Annotated in this window: 14 protein-coding genes; 6 read left to right on the forward strand and 8 right to left on the reverse strand. The window is 59.6% G+C overall.

Going from position 1 to position 16,393, the window contains the following annotated elements; all coding sequences use genetic code 11:
* Nucleotides 1-35 precede the first annotated feature (35 nt).
* Together WDZ78_RS09735 and WDZ78_RS09740 are read right to left on the reverse strand one after the other, a co-directional pair.
* On the reverse strand, nucleotides 36-1,367 hold the full coding sequence (locus tag WDZ78_RS09735) for an MFS transporter (RefSeq protein ID WP_026363414.1): 1,332 nt from the start codon (nucleotides 1,365-1,367) through the stop codon (nucleotides 36-38).
* Between the two features lie 78 nt (nucleotides 1,368-1,445).
* Nucleotides 1,446-2,222 carry an AAA family ATPase gene (locus WDZ78_RS09740; protein WP_425672896.1) on the reverse strand — a complete coding sequence of 259 codons (777 nt, stop codon included), beginning with the start codon at nucleotides 2,220-2,222 and terminating at the stop codon, nucleotides 1,446-1,448.
* A gap of 331 nt (nucleotides 2,223-2,553) precedes the next feature.
* Here WDZ78_RS09740 and WDZ78_RS09745 point away from each other — a divergent pair, with 331 nt between their 5' ends.
* Complete coding sequence (locus tag WDZ78_RS09745) at nucleotides 2,554-3,192, forward strand: hypothetical protein (RefSeq protein WP_425672897.1); 639 nt, start codon at nucleotides 2,554-2,556, stop codon at nucleotides 3,190-3,192.
* 41 nt (nucleotides 3,193-3,233) lie between these two features.
* Here WDZ78_RS09745 and WDZ78_RS09750 read toward each other — a convergent pair whose 3' ends face one another.
* The 6 genes from WDZ78_RS09750 to WDZ78_RS09775 form a co-directional block, all read right to left on the reverse strand.
* Nucleotides 3,234-4,277, reverse strand: a complete 1,044-nt coding sequence (locus tag WDZ78_RS09750) for a zinc-dependent alcohol dehydrogenase family protein (RefSeq protein WP_065695170.1) — start codon at nucleotides 4,275-4,277, stop codon at nucleotides 3,234-3,236.
* Nucleotides 4,278-4,372: 95 nt separating this feature from the next.
* Entirely contained in the window at nucleotides 4,373-5,431 is a 1,059-nt protein-coding gene (locus WDZ78_RS09755; RefSeq protein ID WP_020009252.1) for an ABC transporter ATP-binding protein, read from the reverse strand.
* 13 nt (nucleotides 5,432-5,444) lie between these two features.
* Complete coding sequence (locus WDZ78_RS09760; protein ID WP_425672898.1) at nucleotides 5,445-6,227, reverse strand: ABC transporter permease; 783 nt, start codon at nucleotides 6,225-6,227, stop codon at nucleotides 5,445-5,447.
* The gene (locus tag WDZ78_RS09765) at nucleotides 6,224-7,108 is read right to left on the reverse strand and encodes an ABC transporter permease (protein ID WP_020009253.1); all 885 of its coding nucleotides are present in this window, start codon (nucleotides 7,106-7,108) and stop codon (nucleotides 6,224-6,226) included. The genes WDZ78_RS09760 and WDZ78_RS09765 overlap by 4 nt, the downstream gene beginning before the upstream one ends.
* Before the next feature lie 102 nt (nucleotides 7,109-7,210).
* Nucleotides 7,211-8,317 (reverse strand): ABC transporter substrate-binding protein, encoded by a 1,107-nt coding sequence (locus WDZ78_RS09770; RefSeq protein ID WP_020009254.1) that lies wholly within the window; start codon nucleotides 8,315-8,317, stop codon nucleotides 7,211-7,213.
* Between the two features lie 290 nt (nucleotides 8,318-8,607).
* Nucleotides 8,608-9,486 (reverse strand): MurR/RpiR family transcriptional regulator, encoded by an 879-nt coding sequence (locus WDZ78_RS09775; protein WP_004430661.1) that lies wholly within the window; start codon nucleotides 9,484-9,486, stop codon nucleotides 8,608-8,610.
* A 176-nt stretch (nucleotides 9,487-9,662) separates the two neighbouring features.
* On the opposite strand from WDZ78_RS09775, the gene WDZ78_RS09780 reads away from it, so the two are divergent.
* From WDZ78_RS09780 to WDZ78_RS09800, 5 genes are all read left to right on the forward strand, one after another.
* Complete coding sequence (locus WDZ78_RS09780; protein WP_425672899.1) at nucleotides 9,663-10,436, forward strand: N-formylglutamate amidohydrolase; 774 nt, start codon at nucleotides 9,663-9,665, stop codon at nucleotides 10,434-10,436.
* A gap of 213 nt (nucleotides 10,437-10,649) precedes the next feature.
* Nucleotides 10,650-12,164, forward strand: a complete 1,515-nt coding sequence (locus WDZ78_RS09785) for an amino acid permease (RefSeq protein ID WP_425672900.1) — start codon at nucleotides 10,650-10,652, stop codon at nucleotides 12,162-12,164.
* 65 nt (nucleotides 12,165-12,229) lie between these two features.
* On the forward strand, nucleotides 12,230-13,597 hold the full coding sequence (locus WDZ78_RS09790) for a glutamine synthetase family protein (RefSeq protein ID WP_425672901.1): 1,368 nt from the start codon (nucleotides 12,230-12,232) through the stop codon (nucleotides 13,595-13,597).
* A gap of 18 nt (nucleotides 13,598-13,615) precedes the next feature.
* Nucleotides 13,616-15,004 (forward strand): aldehyde dehydrogenase family protein, encoded by a 1,389-nt coding sequence (locus tag WDZ78_RS09795; protein WP_425672902.1) that lies wholly within the window; start codon nucleotides 13,616-13,618, stop codon nucleotides 15,002-15,004.
* Nucleotides 15,001-16,146 (forward strand): iron-containing alcohol dehydrogenase, encoded by a 1,146-nt coding sequence (locus tag WDZ78_RS09800; protein ID WP_425672903.1) that lies wholly within the window; start codon nucleotides 15,001-15,003, stop codon nucleotides 16,144-16,146. Before WDZ78_RS09795 ends, WDZ78_RS09800 begins: the two co-directional genes overlap by 4 nt.
* Nucleotides 16,147-16,393 lie beyond the last annotated feature (247 nt).

A 16,393-nucleotide genomic window follows, 5' to 3' on the forward strand; every position in this document is an offset into this window, starting at 1 on the left:
GGCAGGGCCCGCGCTTTTTGCATTCATTGTGTCTTTTACGACCTTAACGCCGCCAGTTCCTCGATGCCGACATGGCTCTCCACCTCGCTGCCGCGCAGGTAAAGATAGAGTCCGATCGCAAAGGCGAGGACGGCGATGAACACCAGATACCAGGCATGGGCCATGGGGTTGACCGCAAGCGCCGTCGTCACGCCGATCGGCGTCAGCCCGCCAAAGACGGCATAGGAGACGTTGTAGGCGAAGGATAGGCCGGAGAAACGGACCGATGCGGGGAAGGCCCGGACCATGACATAGGGCACCGCACCCGCCATGCCGACAGAGAGGCCCATCACGCCATAAAGCACGAACATGGTCTGAAGCGAGGTGCCGGCGTAGCTGTAGAAGGTGAAGGTGGCGATGCCGAAAAAGATGCTCGCGCCCATGAAGAAGAGGCCGGAGCCGATACGGTCGATCAGCGCTCCGGCGATGATGACGCCGAAGATCAGGAACAGCGTGCCGAAGCTGGTGCCGGCGAGCGCCTGCGTCGGGGTATAGCCATAGAGCTTCTGCAGGAAGGTGGCGGTCATCAGCGTCGTGACGACGATGGCGGCCGACAGGACCCATGTCAGCAGGGCGGAGATGATCACGCCGCGCATATGGTGTTTCAGCACCAGCCCGAGCGGCAGCTTGTCCGTCAGCGATTTCGACTTCTTCATCTCCATGAAGATGGGCGTTTCTTCCAGCCAGCGGCGCAGATAAACGGCGATCAGGCCAAAAATCCCACCGAGCAGGAAGGGAATGCGCCAGGCGTAACCGGCCACGTCCTCGGGTGTGAAGAGCGAGTTGATGGCGAAGGCGATCAGCGAGCCCAGCATAATGCCGAAAGAGAGGCCGGATGTGAGGAAGCCGCAGGCAAGCCCGACGCGGCGGAACGGCACGTGTTCGGCAACGAAGGTCCATGCCCCCGGCACTTCACCGCCGATGGCAGCACCCTGCAGCATGCGCAGGATGATGAGCAGGATGGGTGCTGCCACGCCGATCATGGCATAGGTCGGCATCAGCGCCATGCCCAGGGTCGAGAGCGCCATCAGCAGGATCGAGAAGGCAAAGACGCGCTTGCGGCCATAACGGTCGCCATAATGCGCGAGAACGATTCCGCCCAGCGGCCGCACCAGATAACCGGCGGCGAAGATGCCGAAGGTCTGGATCATCACCAGCCAGTCTGGCATTTCCGGCGGGAAAAACAGATGGCCGATGACGGTCGCGAAAAATACGAAAATGATGAAGTCGTAAAATTCGAGCGCACCGCCCAGGGCCGAAAGACCGAGAGTTTTGTAATCCTGGCTGTTAAGTGGCCGGGCTGCCGCCGGTGTGGTGGTGGGAGACATGAAGCTGCTTCTTTTCTAAATTACGTATTACTTATGGGAATGCGGCAAGCGCAGCGCGATTTCAAGCCTTATCGGTGTTCAATCGTTCAGGTATTTCGAAGGGCGGTCGAGGAAGCGGCGCAGGAAGCTGATGTTCTCCAGCTCGTCATAGAGGCGTTCGGTGACGCCATCCTCATCGAAATAATAAATCGTCGCCTCGGGAATGGCCAAGAGAACCGGTGAATGGGTGGCGATGATCAACTGGCCGCCACTATCGGCGGTGTGACGGATGAGGGCCGCCAGTTCGAGCTGCTTTTGCGGCGAAAGCGGGCTTTCCGGTTCATCGAGAAAATAGAGGCCGGCGCCGTGGACGCGCCGGTGCAGAATGTCGAGAAACCCTTCGCCATGTGACCGCCGGTCTATGGCATTGTTCCTGATGATCCTGCGAAACGTCTCCGGAGTTTCCTCGGGAAAGTCTTCGCCTTTTTTCAGAGCCTTCTCCCGCTCCCATCGAAAATCGTCCAGCGCTTCCTCGTTCTGGCGACGGACATAGCCGAGGACGTCTTCCGCGCGCAGGAACATGCGAATCTTCGGATATCTCTTGCGGGCGAAATAGAACGACTTCGCCACGGTCTCGGCATGCTGGAGATAGAGGTCGCCGGCCACATGGCCGTGATTGCCGATGGCATAGGCCGTCATCCCCGCCGCCAGCCCTTCCAGCAGCGTCGATTTGCCGGAGCCGTTATTGCCGGCGAAAAAGGTGATCGGCGTCTTGAATTCGAGGCGCTCCAGCTGGCGCAGCGCCGGAACCGAGAAGGGGTAATCATCCCTCCCGTCCGCGCTTTCCTTCATGGTGACGCTGTCGAGAAACAGCATGTTGCAGTCCTTGCCAATATCCATCCCGTTCGGAGGTGTGATGCTTCGGCGCGTCTTGGAGACCCAAGGCGTGTGAGCGGGACTGGAGTTTAACGCGGTCCGCGGCCCGCGCCAATGGCGCCGGACTGTTCGGTCTCAGCTCGGCTTTGCCGGGCCGTACTTTTTAGTTTATTATAAAATAATAATTCAGATTATGTAGTATTTCATGGTTTCGTTTGTGCAATTAATCATCATAATTACTGTGTAATTAAAAGAATGTCTCAGATATATACTCTGTATTAATACGGCGATGTCAATCGTCATGCATTCTCGTTGCTGTTGTGGGGAATGGATGAATTACATTGCTCTCTTTTCTGCCGCGGCCCTTTTCTCCGCGATATTCGCGAGTGGGGCCGAGGCGCGGGAGGTTCGATTATTTGCCATACCCGGATTTGGCGGCGGCGAGACGATCGATCCCGTCTATGATCTGCCGAACACCGCAGCTTTCCTCCGGGACGGGAAGGCGCTCGATCTCGGTTATCTGAATGGCAGCACTAGCGGCTATGTTCTGTATAACGGCGACCGTTATACCAAGCTCAGCCATGCGGATATTGCGAGCCTGAAGGCGACGCTTGGTTTTGATCCAACGACCAAACACCGCATGGAACGCGCAGCCCGTGACGAGCAGAACAGCCGCTGGGGCTTGGTGATTTTCATCGCCGTGCTTGCGGTCGGCTTTTTGGTTTTCATCCACAAGGGGCTACAGATCGTACGGTGGTTTGCGCGGTCACTGACGACACCAGCCGTCACTGACAATGGCTCGGCGGACGCCGTGTCCGATCCGCTGGAGATACGCAAGAAACAACTGATGAACCGCCAGTGGAGCGACAACCAGGCTAGTCCCGGCGCAAGTGTGCCGGCACCTTCCTCAGAGCAGGCGCCGTCCCGGGCCGGCGCTCCTGTCCGGGCTTTCGGGCGCAGGAACGCCTGAGCCTGACCCGGCTCCGTCCGCGAAACGTCACAGGACCGGGACTATTCGAACCGGTCTATGATGCTGATGCCGCTTTCCCTGAAGCTATCCATGGCGGGCAGGGCGGTTGCGGCCTCGGAAAGCGTGATGTGGCGGCCGATCAGCTTTTCCGGTGCAAGCTTTCCGCTTTCGATCATGGCCAGCATGTCCCCGTAACGCCACGCCTGCATGCCGTGGCTGCCGTAGATTTCCAGCTCATGGGCGATCACCCGGGCCATGGGAATGGCGGGCATGGCATGGTCGGCGAGCATGAGGCCTACCTGCACATGGCGTCCACGCCGGCGCAGGTTGCTGATGGAGTTGCAGCACGTCTGCGGGTGGCCAAGCGCATCGACCGAGACATGCGCACCGCCGCCTGTCACCTCGCGCACGGCTTCGGCAACATCGGCAACCGTGCGGCTGTTGATTGTCGCGGTCGCGCCGAGCTGCCGGGCCATCTCAAGCTTGTCTTCGGCGATGTCGATGGCGACGACCTGCGCGCCAAGACCAGCGCCGATCATGATGGCGGAGAGGCCGACCCCGCCGCAGCCATGAACCGCCAGCCATTCGCCGCCCTTCAGGCGTCCCTGATCGGTCACGGCACGGAAGGAGGTGGCGAAACGGCAGCCGAGGCCGGCGGCGGTGGCGTAGCTCATCGATTGAGGCAGGTGCACGAGGTTCTGGTCGGCATAATCGATCGCGACATATTCGGCGAAGGAACCCCAATGGGTGAAGCCGGGCTGGAACTGCGCTTCGCAGACCTGCTGGTTGCCGGAACGGCATTCATGGCAATGGCCGCAGCCGGAGACGAATGGAACGGTAACGCGGTCACCGGTCTTGAAGCGGGTGACGTGTCTGCCGACCGCGGCGATGACGCCGGCAAATTCGTGGCCGGGAACGTGCGGCAGGCGAATATCCGGGTCATGCCCCATCCAGCCGTGCCAGTCGCTCCGGCACAGGCCCGTCGCTTTCACCGCGATGACGACGCCGCCATCGGTCGGTTCCGGATCGGGCAGGGATGCGACTACCGGGGTTTCGCCGAATCGTTCGTAATAAAGCGCGCGCATCATGGCCTCACATCGTTGGTATGCAGGTTCGAAGTGATACCTGCTCTACCATTTCCAGCAAGGGGGCGGAGCGGTTTTGCATCCGGAAAGGTGGTTCAGTCCTTGATGACCATCAGGTCGCCGGCCGCGAATTTCAGCGTCACCGGCTCACCGACGGCGGGGGGCGCTGTGCCGGGATCGTTGAACATGTCGAAAGACAGGGTCGAGCCGCCAAGATCGAGGCGGGTGCGGATGACGGAGCCGAGGAACTGGCTGGAGGTGACCGTGCCGGAAATGGCGACATCGCCTTTCGCATCGCTGCCGAGCGAGCCCGCTTCCGGTCGCAGGGCGAGAGTAATTTTTTCGCCGTTCGCCGCATTGACCGGCTTGTGGAGGGTGATCTGCTGCTCTCCGACACGGATGGTGTTGGAGGAGGAATCCACGATGGTCGCGTCGATGAGGTTGAGCGTACCGACGAAGGAGGCGACGAAGCGGGTCGCGGGCTTGTTGTAAATATCGAAGGGCGAGCCGATCTGGTCGGCGCGGCCGCCATTCATGACAACGATCCGGTCGGAAATCGACAGGGCCTCTTCCTGATCGTGGGTCACGAAAATGGTGGTGATGCCGAGTTTCTGCTGGATCTGGCGGATTTCCTCCCGCAGCGAGACGCGGATCTTGGCGTCGAGCGCCGAAAGCGGCTCGTCGAGCAGAAGGACTTCCGGCTTCGGGGCCAGAGCGCGGGCAAGCGCCACGCGCTGCTGCTGGCCGCCCGACATCTGATAGGGATAGCGGTCCGCAAGATGTTCCAGATGGATAAGCTGGAGCATTTCCTTCACGCGCGCATCGATCTCGGCTTTCGGCTTGCCGGCGACTTTGAGCCCGAAGGCGACGTTCTCGTAGACATTCATGTTCGGGAACAGCGCATAGGCCTGAAACACCATGCCGATATTGCGCTGGTTTGGTCTCAGCGTCGTCTGGTCCTTGCCATTGATGACGATCGATCCGCCAGTCGGGATTTCAAAGCCGGCGATCATGCGCAGCACGGTGGTTTTGCCGCAGCCCGATGGTCCAAGAAAGGAGACGAACTCGCCCTTTTCGATGGCCATGTTGAAATCATGCACGACCTGCACGGAGCCGAAGGATTTCTTGATATTGCTAAGTGTCAAAAAGCTCATGAAAATATTGTCCTCAGGCCTTGGGAGGCGCGCCCTTCTGGTAGCGTGAAACGAGTTGGATCAGACCCAGGCAACCCCAGGTGATGCCGAAGGAAATCACGGCAAGGGCCGCCGGTTCATAGGCGCGGTTGGCGCCGAGCAGCTGCATATAGGGGCCGAAGGCCGGGCGGTTCAAAAGGGCCGCCATGGTGAATTCACCGATGACGATGGCGAAGGTCAAAAACGCGCCCGAGAGCACCGCGACCAGAACATTGGGCAGGATGATGCGCGACAGGATGGTCGTCCACCCCGCGCCAAGGCTTTGCGCTGCTTCCGTCAGCGTCGAGACGTCGATGGTCCTGAGACCGGTGTCGACGGCGCGGTACATGTAGGGCAGGGCGAGCGTGGCATATCCGAACATCAGAAGAAGGTTTGTGCCGAAGGTCGTGCCGGTCAGCGGCAGCCAGCTGGAGGTGTTGTAAAGCCTGATGTAACCGAACACGATGACGATGGCAGGAATGACCAGCGGCAGAAGAGTAATGAATTCGATATAGGGCCGCAGGCCCGGCAGTTTCAGCCGCACCCAATAGGCGGTGGGCACAACAAGCAGAACGCCGAAGACGATGGTGAACAGCGCCATCACGACGGAATAGCTGAAGGTCTCCTGAAAACGCGGATCGGTAAGCACCTTTGCATAGGCGTCGAAGGAATATTCGCCGCGCCGCATTTTCAGCGAGAAGTTGGTCATGCCGATCAGCGGCAGGGCGAAATAGAGCAGGCCGAAAGTCAGCGCGCCCCAGGCGAAGAAACGCTTCATTTCAGCCACCTTTCGCTGCGGGCGCGCAGCCAGATATAAAGTGCATTGGCGATGCCGGTGACGACGATCATGCCGAAGGCAAGCGCATAACCGAGATGCGGATTGCCGAGAACGTCGCCACGGATCTGCGCGAAAAGCAGGATCGGTACGATGTTGAGCGAGGAGCCGGTGAGCGCGATCGCGGTTGCCACTGCGCCGAAGGCGTTGGCAAACAGCAGCGACATGGTGCCGAGCAGCGACGGCAAAAGGATGGGGAAGGCGACCATGCGCCAATATTGCAGGCCGGTTGCGCCGAGAATTTCGGCTGCCTCGCGCCATTCGCGCTTCAGGCCATCAAGTGCCGGCGTGATGATGAGGATCATCAGCGGTATCTGGAAGAACAGATAGGTGACGGTGAGGCCCCAGAAGGACAGGATGTTGAAGCCCAAAAGCCTGAGATCAATGCCGACCTGCGTCTTCAGAAAGACGGTAAGCAGGCCGACCGGGCCGAGCGTGGCGATGAAGGCGAAGGCAAGCGGCACGCCGGCAAATTGCGAAGCGACGCCGGAAAAGGTGAGAAGCGGGCCGCGAATGCGCTGCGGCAGGCCGCCAAGCACCACGGCTGCGGCGACGGCAAAGCCGATCAGGCAGCCGAGTGCTGCCGAGGCAAGGCTGATCTTGATCGAAATCCAGTAGGCGGCAAGGATTGATGAGGTGAAAAGCCCGGCAATGTTTTCCAGCGTGAAGCTGCCATCCGTCTGCTGAAACGCGCCGATGACGATCTTCATCGTCGGCAGGATCAGAAACAGCAGAACAAAAACGGCAAAAGGTACGATTCCTATCCAGTGAAGAGGCAACTTCCTGCCCGCATCGGATGGTCCGCCGGTGTTGGTCGATGACATGCCTTGTCCCCAAACGCCGTTTTTAAAACGGTCTGTCTATTAAGGTATTCATTATAAAAGAAGCACCCCGGCTTTGATCGGCCGGGGCGCATTTTCAACAGTTTACTTCACGTTCGCGCCGACGACGCTGTCCCAGCCGCCGGTGACGGCAGCCTTGTTGGCGTCGACTTCCTCGAGTGTCGGGAAGATCGCCTTTTCATAGGCTGCTGCGGGCGGCAGGCTGTCGATCAGTTCCTGCGGAACCTTGCCGGCCTTGACCATGGCGTTGAAGCGGATCGGGTGGCAATAGCCCTTCAGCCAGCCGAGCTGACCGTCGTCGGAATAGAGGTGTTCCATCCAAAGCTTGGCGGCGTTCGGATGCGGCGCGTAGGCGGAAATGCCCTGAACGTAAACGCCGGCGAGAACGCCCTTCTCAGGAACGACGACTTCCGTGGGCGGGTTGTCGTTCAGCGTCTTCTTCCAGGAAAGCGCGTTATAGTCCCAGGCGATGATGATCGGGGTCGCACCCTGGGCCAGCGTGCCGGCCTTGCCGATGACCGGAAGGAAATTGCCCGCCTTGTTGAGGTCGGCGAAATACTTCAGGCCGGCTTCACCGGCTTCCTTGCCGGACTTCGCACCGGTGGAAAGACCGGCGGCGAGAACGCCGAGGATTGCCTGGTTGGAGGCGCGCGGATCGCCGGCAAGCGCTACCTGACCGGAATATTCCGGCTTCTGCAGGTCGGCCCAGTCTTTCGGCGTGTTCTTGACGAGGTCCTTGTTCACGAACATCGACATGACGCCGTAATAGTCGCCGTACCAGTAACCTTCCGGATCCTTCACATTGTCAGGAATTTCGTCCCAGGTGGAGACCTTGTAAGGCTGCAGCAGGCCTTCGGCCTTCATCTGCGGGCCGAAGGCGAGACCGACGTCAACGACGTCAGGAGCCTGCGGGCCCTTGTTGTCCTTGTTCGCCTTGATGGCTTCGACTTCATCGGCGGAGCCGGCGTCGGGGTTCAGCTCGTTGACGGTGATTTCCGGGTATTTTGCCTTGAAAGCGGCAATCACGTCGCCGTAACCACACCAGTCGTGCGGCAGCGCGACGGTGGTCAGCATGCCTTCCTTCTTGGCGGCGGCGATCAGTTCGGCGCTCGGTTCAGCGGCGGCAATCGCGGTGGAGGCGATGACCAGCGCGGTGGTCGTAGCAAGCAGTCGGCGGCAGTGAGAGATCACTTTTTTCTCCTCTTCGTGTTCTCATATTGCGGACGCTGATACGGATTCTCGATGAAGCTAATGTGACGGCCAGATTACAAATTATTTATCCGGATTCCGCCACTTTACACTCGTTTTCCGCCATTATCAGGATTGTATGCCTGTAATTGCGGGAGTTGCCCGTTGTCGTCCGTTAGACCAGATGCGTTCCCCAGCTTGGTGTTTTCCCCTGTTTTATCGTGCTGGTGGCGATGACAGGTATCCAATCAGCGTGCGGCATCCGCGTCAAGTCGTATGCCGGCTATGCAAATTCATGTTCTTTCCGGCCTGCGGAAGAGCCGTGTCTGTTCAAACAGGCCTTCCAGCGCGTTCATGCGTTCCTTGGTTTCATCCCAGGTGCCGCTCTGCACCGCCTCGATCAGGGCTTCGACCACGAACAGGGTGACAACGGAGGAATCCCATGCCGAGGGAGCTTCGATCCTGACGCGGAAAATGTGCAGCGCATGGCGCGCCACCGGCGATGTCCATTGATCGGTGAAGAGAATGATCTGCACGCCGTTGGCCTTGGCCACTTCGGCAAGCGTCGTCATATCGTGTTCGTAACGTCGGATATCGAAGATGACGAGCACATCGCCGGCGCTCATATTGAGCATATATTGCGGCCAGGCGCTGGAATTGGACGACATCAGCGTCGTTTTCGGGCGGATCACCTGCATATGGGTGAAGAAATATTCCGCAATCGCGCCGGTGATGCGCCCGCCGACAAAATAGATGCTGCGCTTGCGGTCGGAAAGCAGCGCGGCGGCATTGTCGAAGACAGCGGTGTCGAGGTCACTCAGCGTATCGCGCAGATTGCCGGTAATGGCATCGGCGAAGCGGTTGAGAATGTGCAGGCCGGGCGCATTGGTGGCCCAGCGGTCGTGTTTGGCGATGGGGCCGGAGATCGTTGCTTCCAGTTCCTGATGCAGATGCGCCTGAAATTCCGGATAGCCCTTATAACCGAGTTTCTGCACCATGCGCGCCACCGTTGGCGTCGAAACGCCGGCATTTTCCGCGATCGTGGTGATGCTGCCGAGGCCGGAGACGGGGTAGTTGCCGAGCAGGCTTTCCGCCAGCCGTTTTTCCGAACGGGTCAGCGCGCCGTAATGGGCATGGATGACATCCGACACGGTCGCCGTCGTGCTGCGCAAATTTTTCCCCTTTCCGGTCTTCTGCCGGTGCATGGCTAAAATAAACATCTGTGCCAGCTATCGAGTCAATGGGGAAAATGAAGAGAAAATTTCAAAATTCCATTTGACACTCGCAATAATGTGAAGAATTCTTTTCGTCATTGGCGGAACACGGGGTTTCCGGGTGGGGTTCGTGCATGACGGTGCGTTCACGGTTTTTCACAGAAGCGGAAGGGCAGGCCGTCGGCGTTGAGAATGCGGCGGCGAAAGGCGATGTCCTTCTCGTCTGCGAGCATGCCTCCGCCACCATCCCGCAGAAATATGGCACGTTGGGTCTTTCGCCGGATGTGCTTTCGAGCCATGCGGCCTGGGATCCGGGCGCTCTGGCCGTTGCCCGGCTGCTTTCTGAAAAATTTGACGCCACGCTCGTCTATCAGCGCTTTTCGCGTCTCGTCTATGATTGTAACCGGCCGCCCGAATCGCCTTCCGCCATGCCGGTGAAAAGCGAGATTTACGATATTCCCGGCAATTTCGAGCTTAGCGAAGCGGAGCGGTTCGCCCGCACGTCAGCGCTTTATGTGCCGTTTCATGACCGGGTGAGCGAGATTATCGCCAAACGGCAGGCGGATGGCCGCAAGGCGGTGGTGGTAACCATTCACAGTTTCACGCCCGTTTATCACGGCCGGTTCCGAAAGGTTGAGATCGGCATCCTGCACGATAGCGACAGCCGCCTGGCGGATGCGATGCTGGCGGGCGCCGAAGGGGCTTCGCTCACGGTCAATCGCAATGATCCCTATGGTCCGGAAGACGGCGTGACGCATACGCTTCGCCTGCATGCGCTGCCGGACGGGCTTTTGAACGTCATGATCGAAATCCGCAACGATCTCATCGCCAATGAAGGAGATCAGGCGACTATTGCCGGTTTTCTCCATGAGCTCATGGAGAAGGCGCTCTCGTTGCTTGACGGGTGAGGGAGCAAGGGCTGGCCGATGGTGAAAGCACCGGGGCCCGCCATCAAAACGAGACTGCCGCCATTCAATAAAGCCGGAAAGGCGCGAAGCGGCAAGGGAACAGCAAGTGCGTGCGGCAGAGCGCGGGAAGCACCCGCGTGAAGCCGGAAACTGGGGCACAATCGGCCAATAACGGCTGACTGGCTTGTTTTTTTCTTATCAGGAGAGAAGGGCATGGACAGTTCATCATCAGGCGTCAGCTACAAGAAGGCTGATGCATCCTATTTCGAAAAACGCGGACTATCCCGCTATGCGGGCGTGTGGTCGCTCTGGTCGCTCGGCGTCGGCGCGGTCATATCAGGACATTTTTCCGGATGGAATTTCGGCTTTTCCACCGGCGGCTGGGGCGGCATGCTGGTGGCTGGCATCATCATCGCTATCATGTATCTCGGGCTGACATTTTCGATTGCGGAAATGAGCCCCGCCTTGCCGCATACGGGTGCGGCCTATTCCTTCGCCCGCACGGCGATGGGCCCCTGGGGCGGGTTCATCACCGGGCTTTGCGAGAATGTCGAATATGTGCTGACGCCGGCGGTCGTCGTTACCTTCATCACGGCCTATGTGAATTCCATTCTCGGCCTTGATCCGGCCTATTCACCCTTCGTGTGGATAGTCTTTTATGCAATTTTCCTTGCGCTCAACGTCTTCGGGCTTGAGCTTTCCTTCAAGGTCACGCTGGTTATCACGCTGATCTCCCTCACGGTTCTGGTGTTCTTCTGGATCAGCGCCATTCCAAACATCGATTTTTCGCGTTTCGCGCTGAATATCGGTGTCGGCCCTGACGGCAAGGCGGTGGAGCTGCCGGAAGGCGGCGGTTCCTTCTTCCCCTTCGGGTTCTCGGGCGTTCTCGCCACGCTGCCCTTTGCGGTCTGGCTGTTCCTTGCCATCGAGCAGCTGCCGCTGGCGGCGGAAGAATCGGTCGATCCGAAACGGGACATGCCCAAGGGCATCATTCTCGGCATGGTGACGCTGATGGTCTCGGCCTTCATGATCGTATTGCTCAACCCGTCCCTGCCGGGCGTCGGCGCCTTCCATCTCAGCTCCTCGCTCGAGCCGCTGCTTGATGGCTTCAAGGCGATCTATGGCGACGGCGGCGTGGTGGTGCTCGGTCTCGTTGCCTTGACCGGTCTGATCGCCAGCTTCCATACGATCCTCTATGCACAGGGCCGGCAGATCTATTCGCTGTCGCGTGCGGGTTACTTCCCGACCGTGCTGTCGATCACCCACTCCAAATACCGCACGCCATACGTTGCGAATATCACCGGCGCGATTGTGGGTCTCGCGGTCATGCTGGTCATCTGGTTCTCTCTGGGTGCGGAACAGGGCGGCAGCATCATCGGCAGCGTGCTTTTGAACATGGCCGTGTTCGGCGCCATGTTCTCCTACATCATGCAGGCGATTTCCTTCATCCTGCTCCGGAAGAACCTGCCGCATATCGAGCGGCCGTTCCGCTCGCCCTTCGGCATTCCCGGCGCGGTGCTGACTGTTATCATCGCCATCGTCACGCTGCTTTACCAGATCCAGGATCCGAACTTCACCAAGGGCGTACTCTGGGTCGCCGTCTGGTTCGCCGTGGCGATCGCCTATTTCGCCTTTGTCGGACGCCATCGCCTCATCCTGTCGCCGGAAGAGGAATTCGCGATGGAGCACAAGCAGGCTGCGGTTGCCGCAGCGGCCGCCAAGGCCTGACGCTCAAACGAAACGGGCGGCCGTATCCCGGCCGCCCGGTCGCCACAATAAAGGGAACGGACAAAATGACGAGCTACACATTCGACGCGCTTAAAATGGATGTCGCCGAGGGGCGCATCGACACGGTTCTGGCCTGCCTTGTCGACATGCAGGGGCGTCTGATGGGCAAACGGTTCCAGGCGGAATTCTTCGTCGAAAGCGCCTTTGAGGAAACCCATAGCTGCAACTATGTGCTTGCCACCGACATGGAGATGGAAACCGTTCCCGGTTACAAATCCTCCAGCTGGGAAAAGGGCTATGGCGATTATGTGCTGAAGCCAGACCTTTCGACGCTGCGGCGCGTGCCATGGCTGGAAGGCACGGCGCTGGTGCTGTGCGACGTGCTTGACCATCACACCCATGAGGAAGTGCCGCATTCGCCGCGCGCGCTTTTGAAAAAGCAGGTGGCGCGGCTGGAGGCCATGGGGCTGAAGGCCTATATGGCGACCGAGCTGGAATTCTTCCTGTTCGACCAGACCTTCGATGCGGCGCGCGCCAACGGCTACAAGGGTTTGAACCTCGCCAGCGGTTATAATGAGGATTACCATATCTTCCAGACGACCAAGGAAGAGGATGTCATGCGGGCGCTGCGCAAGGGCCTGCAGGGCGCCGGCATTCCGGTCGAAAATTCCAAGGGCGAAGCATCCGCCGGGCAGGCGGAAATCAACGTTCGTTATGCCGATGCGCTGACCATGGCCGACCGGCACGCCATCATCAAGAACGCCACCAAGGAGATCGCCTGGTCCAAGGGCAAGGCGGTGACGTTCCTCGCCAAGTGGAACTACAACGCCGCCGGCAGCTCCTCACATATTCACCAGTCGCTGTGGAGCGTCGACGGCAAGACTCCCGCTTTCCTCGACAAAGACGCCAAGCACGGCATGTCGGAGCTGATGCGGCACTATGTTGCCGGGCTTCTCGCTCATGCCAGCGAGATCACCTATTTCCTCGCGCCCTATATCAATTCCTACAAGCGGTTCATGGCCGGCACGTTTGCCCCTACCAAGGCGATCTGGAGCCTCGACAATCGTACGGCCGGATATCGCCTCTGCGGCGAAGGCACCAAGGGCATCCGCATCGAATGCCGCGTCGGCGGTTCCGATCTCAATCCCTATCTCGCCATGGCGGCTTTGCTTGCGGCAGGCATTGACGGCATCGAAAATAAACTTGAACTTGAGCCCGCTTTTGTCGGTGATGCCTATGGCGGCAAGGACGTGCGCGAGATACCCAAGACCCTGCGTGACGCCACTGCCTTTCTGGACGGATCGAAGATGCTGCGCAACGCCTTTGGCGACGATGTGATCGATCATTACGTCCATGCCGGACGGTGGGAGCAGGAAGAATACGACCGCCGCGTGACCGACTGGGAAGTGGCGCGCGGTTTCGAACGAGCCTAATCATTACGGGAAAACATCATGACCATGATCCAGAATATCTCGCCCATCGACGGCTCGGTTTATGCCGAGCGGGAGGCGATGTCGCTGGAGGCGGCGCGCGCCGCCGTTTCAAGAGCGCGCAAGGCGCAAAAGGACTGGGCGCGACGTCCGCTTGAGGACCGCGTTCAGCTGGTTCTGAAGGGTGTGGCGCGCCTCAACGAAATGGTGGCGGAAGTCGTGCCGGAACTGGCGCATATGATGGGCCGTCCGGTTCGTTACGGCGGCGAATTCAAGGGTTTCAACGAACGCTCCAACTATGTCGCCTCTATTGCCGCCGATGCGCTGGCGCCGCTCGTCATCGAGGAAAGCGGCAATTTCGAACGCCGCATCGAGCGCGAGGCGCATGGCGTGGTCTTCGTCATCGCGCCGTGGAACTATCCTTACATGACGGCGATCAATACCGTTGCGCCCGCCCTGATGGCCGGCAATACGGTTGTTATCAAACATGCGGCGCAGACGCTTCTGGTGGGCGAGCGCATGGTGCGGGCATTCGTTGAGGCCGGCGTGCCGGAAGATGTCTTCATCAACGTCTTCCTCGACCATGCCACGACCTCGGCGCTGATTTCCGAAGGCCTATTCAATTTCGTCAACTTCACCGGTTCGGTGGAAGGCGGCCGCGCCATCGAGCGCGCCGCAGCCGGCACCTTCACCGGTCTCGGGCTTGAGCTCGGTGGCAAGGACCCCGGCTACGTGATGGAGGACGCCGATCTCGACGCCGCCGTCGATACGCTGATGGATGGCGCGACCTATAATTCCGGGCAATGCTGCTGCGGCATCGAGCGCATCTACGTCAACGAAAACCTCTATGACGAATTCGTCGAGAAGTCCGTCGCCTGGGTGTCCAACTACAAGCTCGGCAATCCGCTGGAACAGGAAACGACGCTCGGGCCGATGGCCAACAAGCGTTTCGCCAAGGTGGTGCGCGCGCAGATCGCCGATGCCGTCTCAAAGGGTGCGAAGGCGCTGGTCGATCCGAAGCTCTTCCCTGCCGACGACGGTGAAGGCGCCTATGTCGCGCCGCAAATCCTCGTCAATGTCGATCATTCCATGGAGTTCATGACCGAAGAAACCTTCGGCCCTGCTCTTGGCATCATGAAGGTCAGACATGACGACGAAGCCATCGCGCTGATGAATGACAGCAAATATGGCCTCACCGCCTCGCTCTGGACGCAGGATGCGGCACGCGCCGGGCGGATCGGCCGCGAAATCGAAACCGGCACCGTGTTCATGAACCGCGCGGATTACCTCGATCCGGCCCTTTGCTGGACAGGCGTGAAGGAAACCGGCCGTGGCGGCTCGCTCTCCGTGCTCGGCTTCCAGAACCTGACCCGACCGAAATCCTACCATCTGAAGAAAGTCACGAAATGAATATCGTCGCCAACTGGAGCTATCCCACCGCCGTCAAGCTTGGCCGTGGCCGGATCAAGGAACTGGCGGAAGCCTGCAAGACGCTCGGGATCAAAAAGCCGCTTCTCGTGACGGATCGCGGCCTTGCCAATATGGCGATCACCGCGCATGCGCTCGACGTGCTGGAAGAGGCTGGCCTTGGCCGGGCGATCTTCGCCTATGTGGATCCGAACCCCAACGAGATCAACATGGAAGCCGGCGTCAAAGCCTACCGCGATGGCGGCCATGACGGCGTCGTCGCCTTCGGCGGCGGTTCGGGCCTCGATCTCGGCAAAACAATCGCCTTCATGGCCGGGCAGACGCGCCCGGTCTGGGATTTCGAGGATATTGGCGACTGGTGGACGCGGGCGGATGCCGCCAAGATCGCCCCGATCGTCGCGGTGCCGACCACGGCGGGCACCGGTTCGGAAGTCGGCCGCGCCAGCGTCATCACCAATTCGCAGACCCATGTGAAGAAGATCATCTTCCATCCGAAGCTGTTGCCCGGCGTCGTCATCTGCGATCCGGAGCTGACCGTCGGCATGCCGAAGGTCATCACGGCGGGCACCGGCATGGATGCCTTTGCCCATTGCCTCGAGGCCTATTCCTCGCCCTTCTATCACCCGATGAGCGCCGGCGTGGCGCTGGAGGGCCTGCGTCTCGTCAAGGAATTCCTGCCGCGCGCCTATAAGGATGGCACGGATATCGAAGCGCGCACCAATATGATGGCGGCGGCGGCGATGGGGGCGGTTGCGTTCCAGAAGGGCCTCGGCGCCATTCACTCGCTCTCGCATCCGATCGGTGCGGTCTACAATACCCATCACGGCATGACCAATGCCGTCGTGATGCCTGCGGTGCTACGTTTCAATCGCCCGGCCATCGAAGACAAGATCGCCCGCGCGGCCGCCTATCTCGGCATTTCCGGCGGCTTTGACGGCTTCTACGACTATGTGCTGGAGCTTCGCAAGGAACTCGGCGTGCCGGAAAACCTGACCGCCATGGGCATCAAGCCTGATCGTATCGACGAACTGGCCGCGGAAGCGATCAAGGATCCGAGCTGCGGCGGCAATCCGGTGCCGATGACGCTTGAGAATACAAAGAAGCTGTTCGAGGACTGCTTCTGATGAGCCCTGCCATTCGCTAGGTTTATGAGAGGCCGAGTGGGTGCGATTTTCGTCTTCTCGCCGGCGGGGAGAAGAAACAAGCCGCACCGTCGTGCCCTGCATCAGGACAGGGCTGAGATACGATCTGTAATCCATGAAGCCCGCGATGATCCAGTCGCGGGCTTTTTGTTGTCCCCAAAAACGATCTTAGCCTTTTCTTAACCATCTTCGTTAAGGTTATGGAAAGCACCATGATTGGTTCGGTGCG

It is taken from the genome of Agrobacterium sp. M50-1 (assembly GCF_049843495.1).
In the GTDB taxonomy this organism is placed as follows: Bacteria; Pseudomonadota; Alphaproteobacteria; order Rhizobiales; family Rhizobiaceae; genus Agrobacterium; species Agrobacterium radiobacter.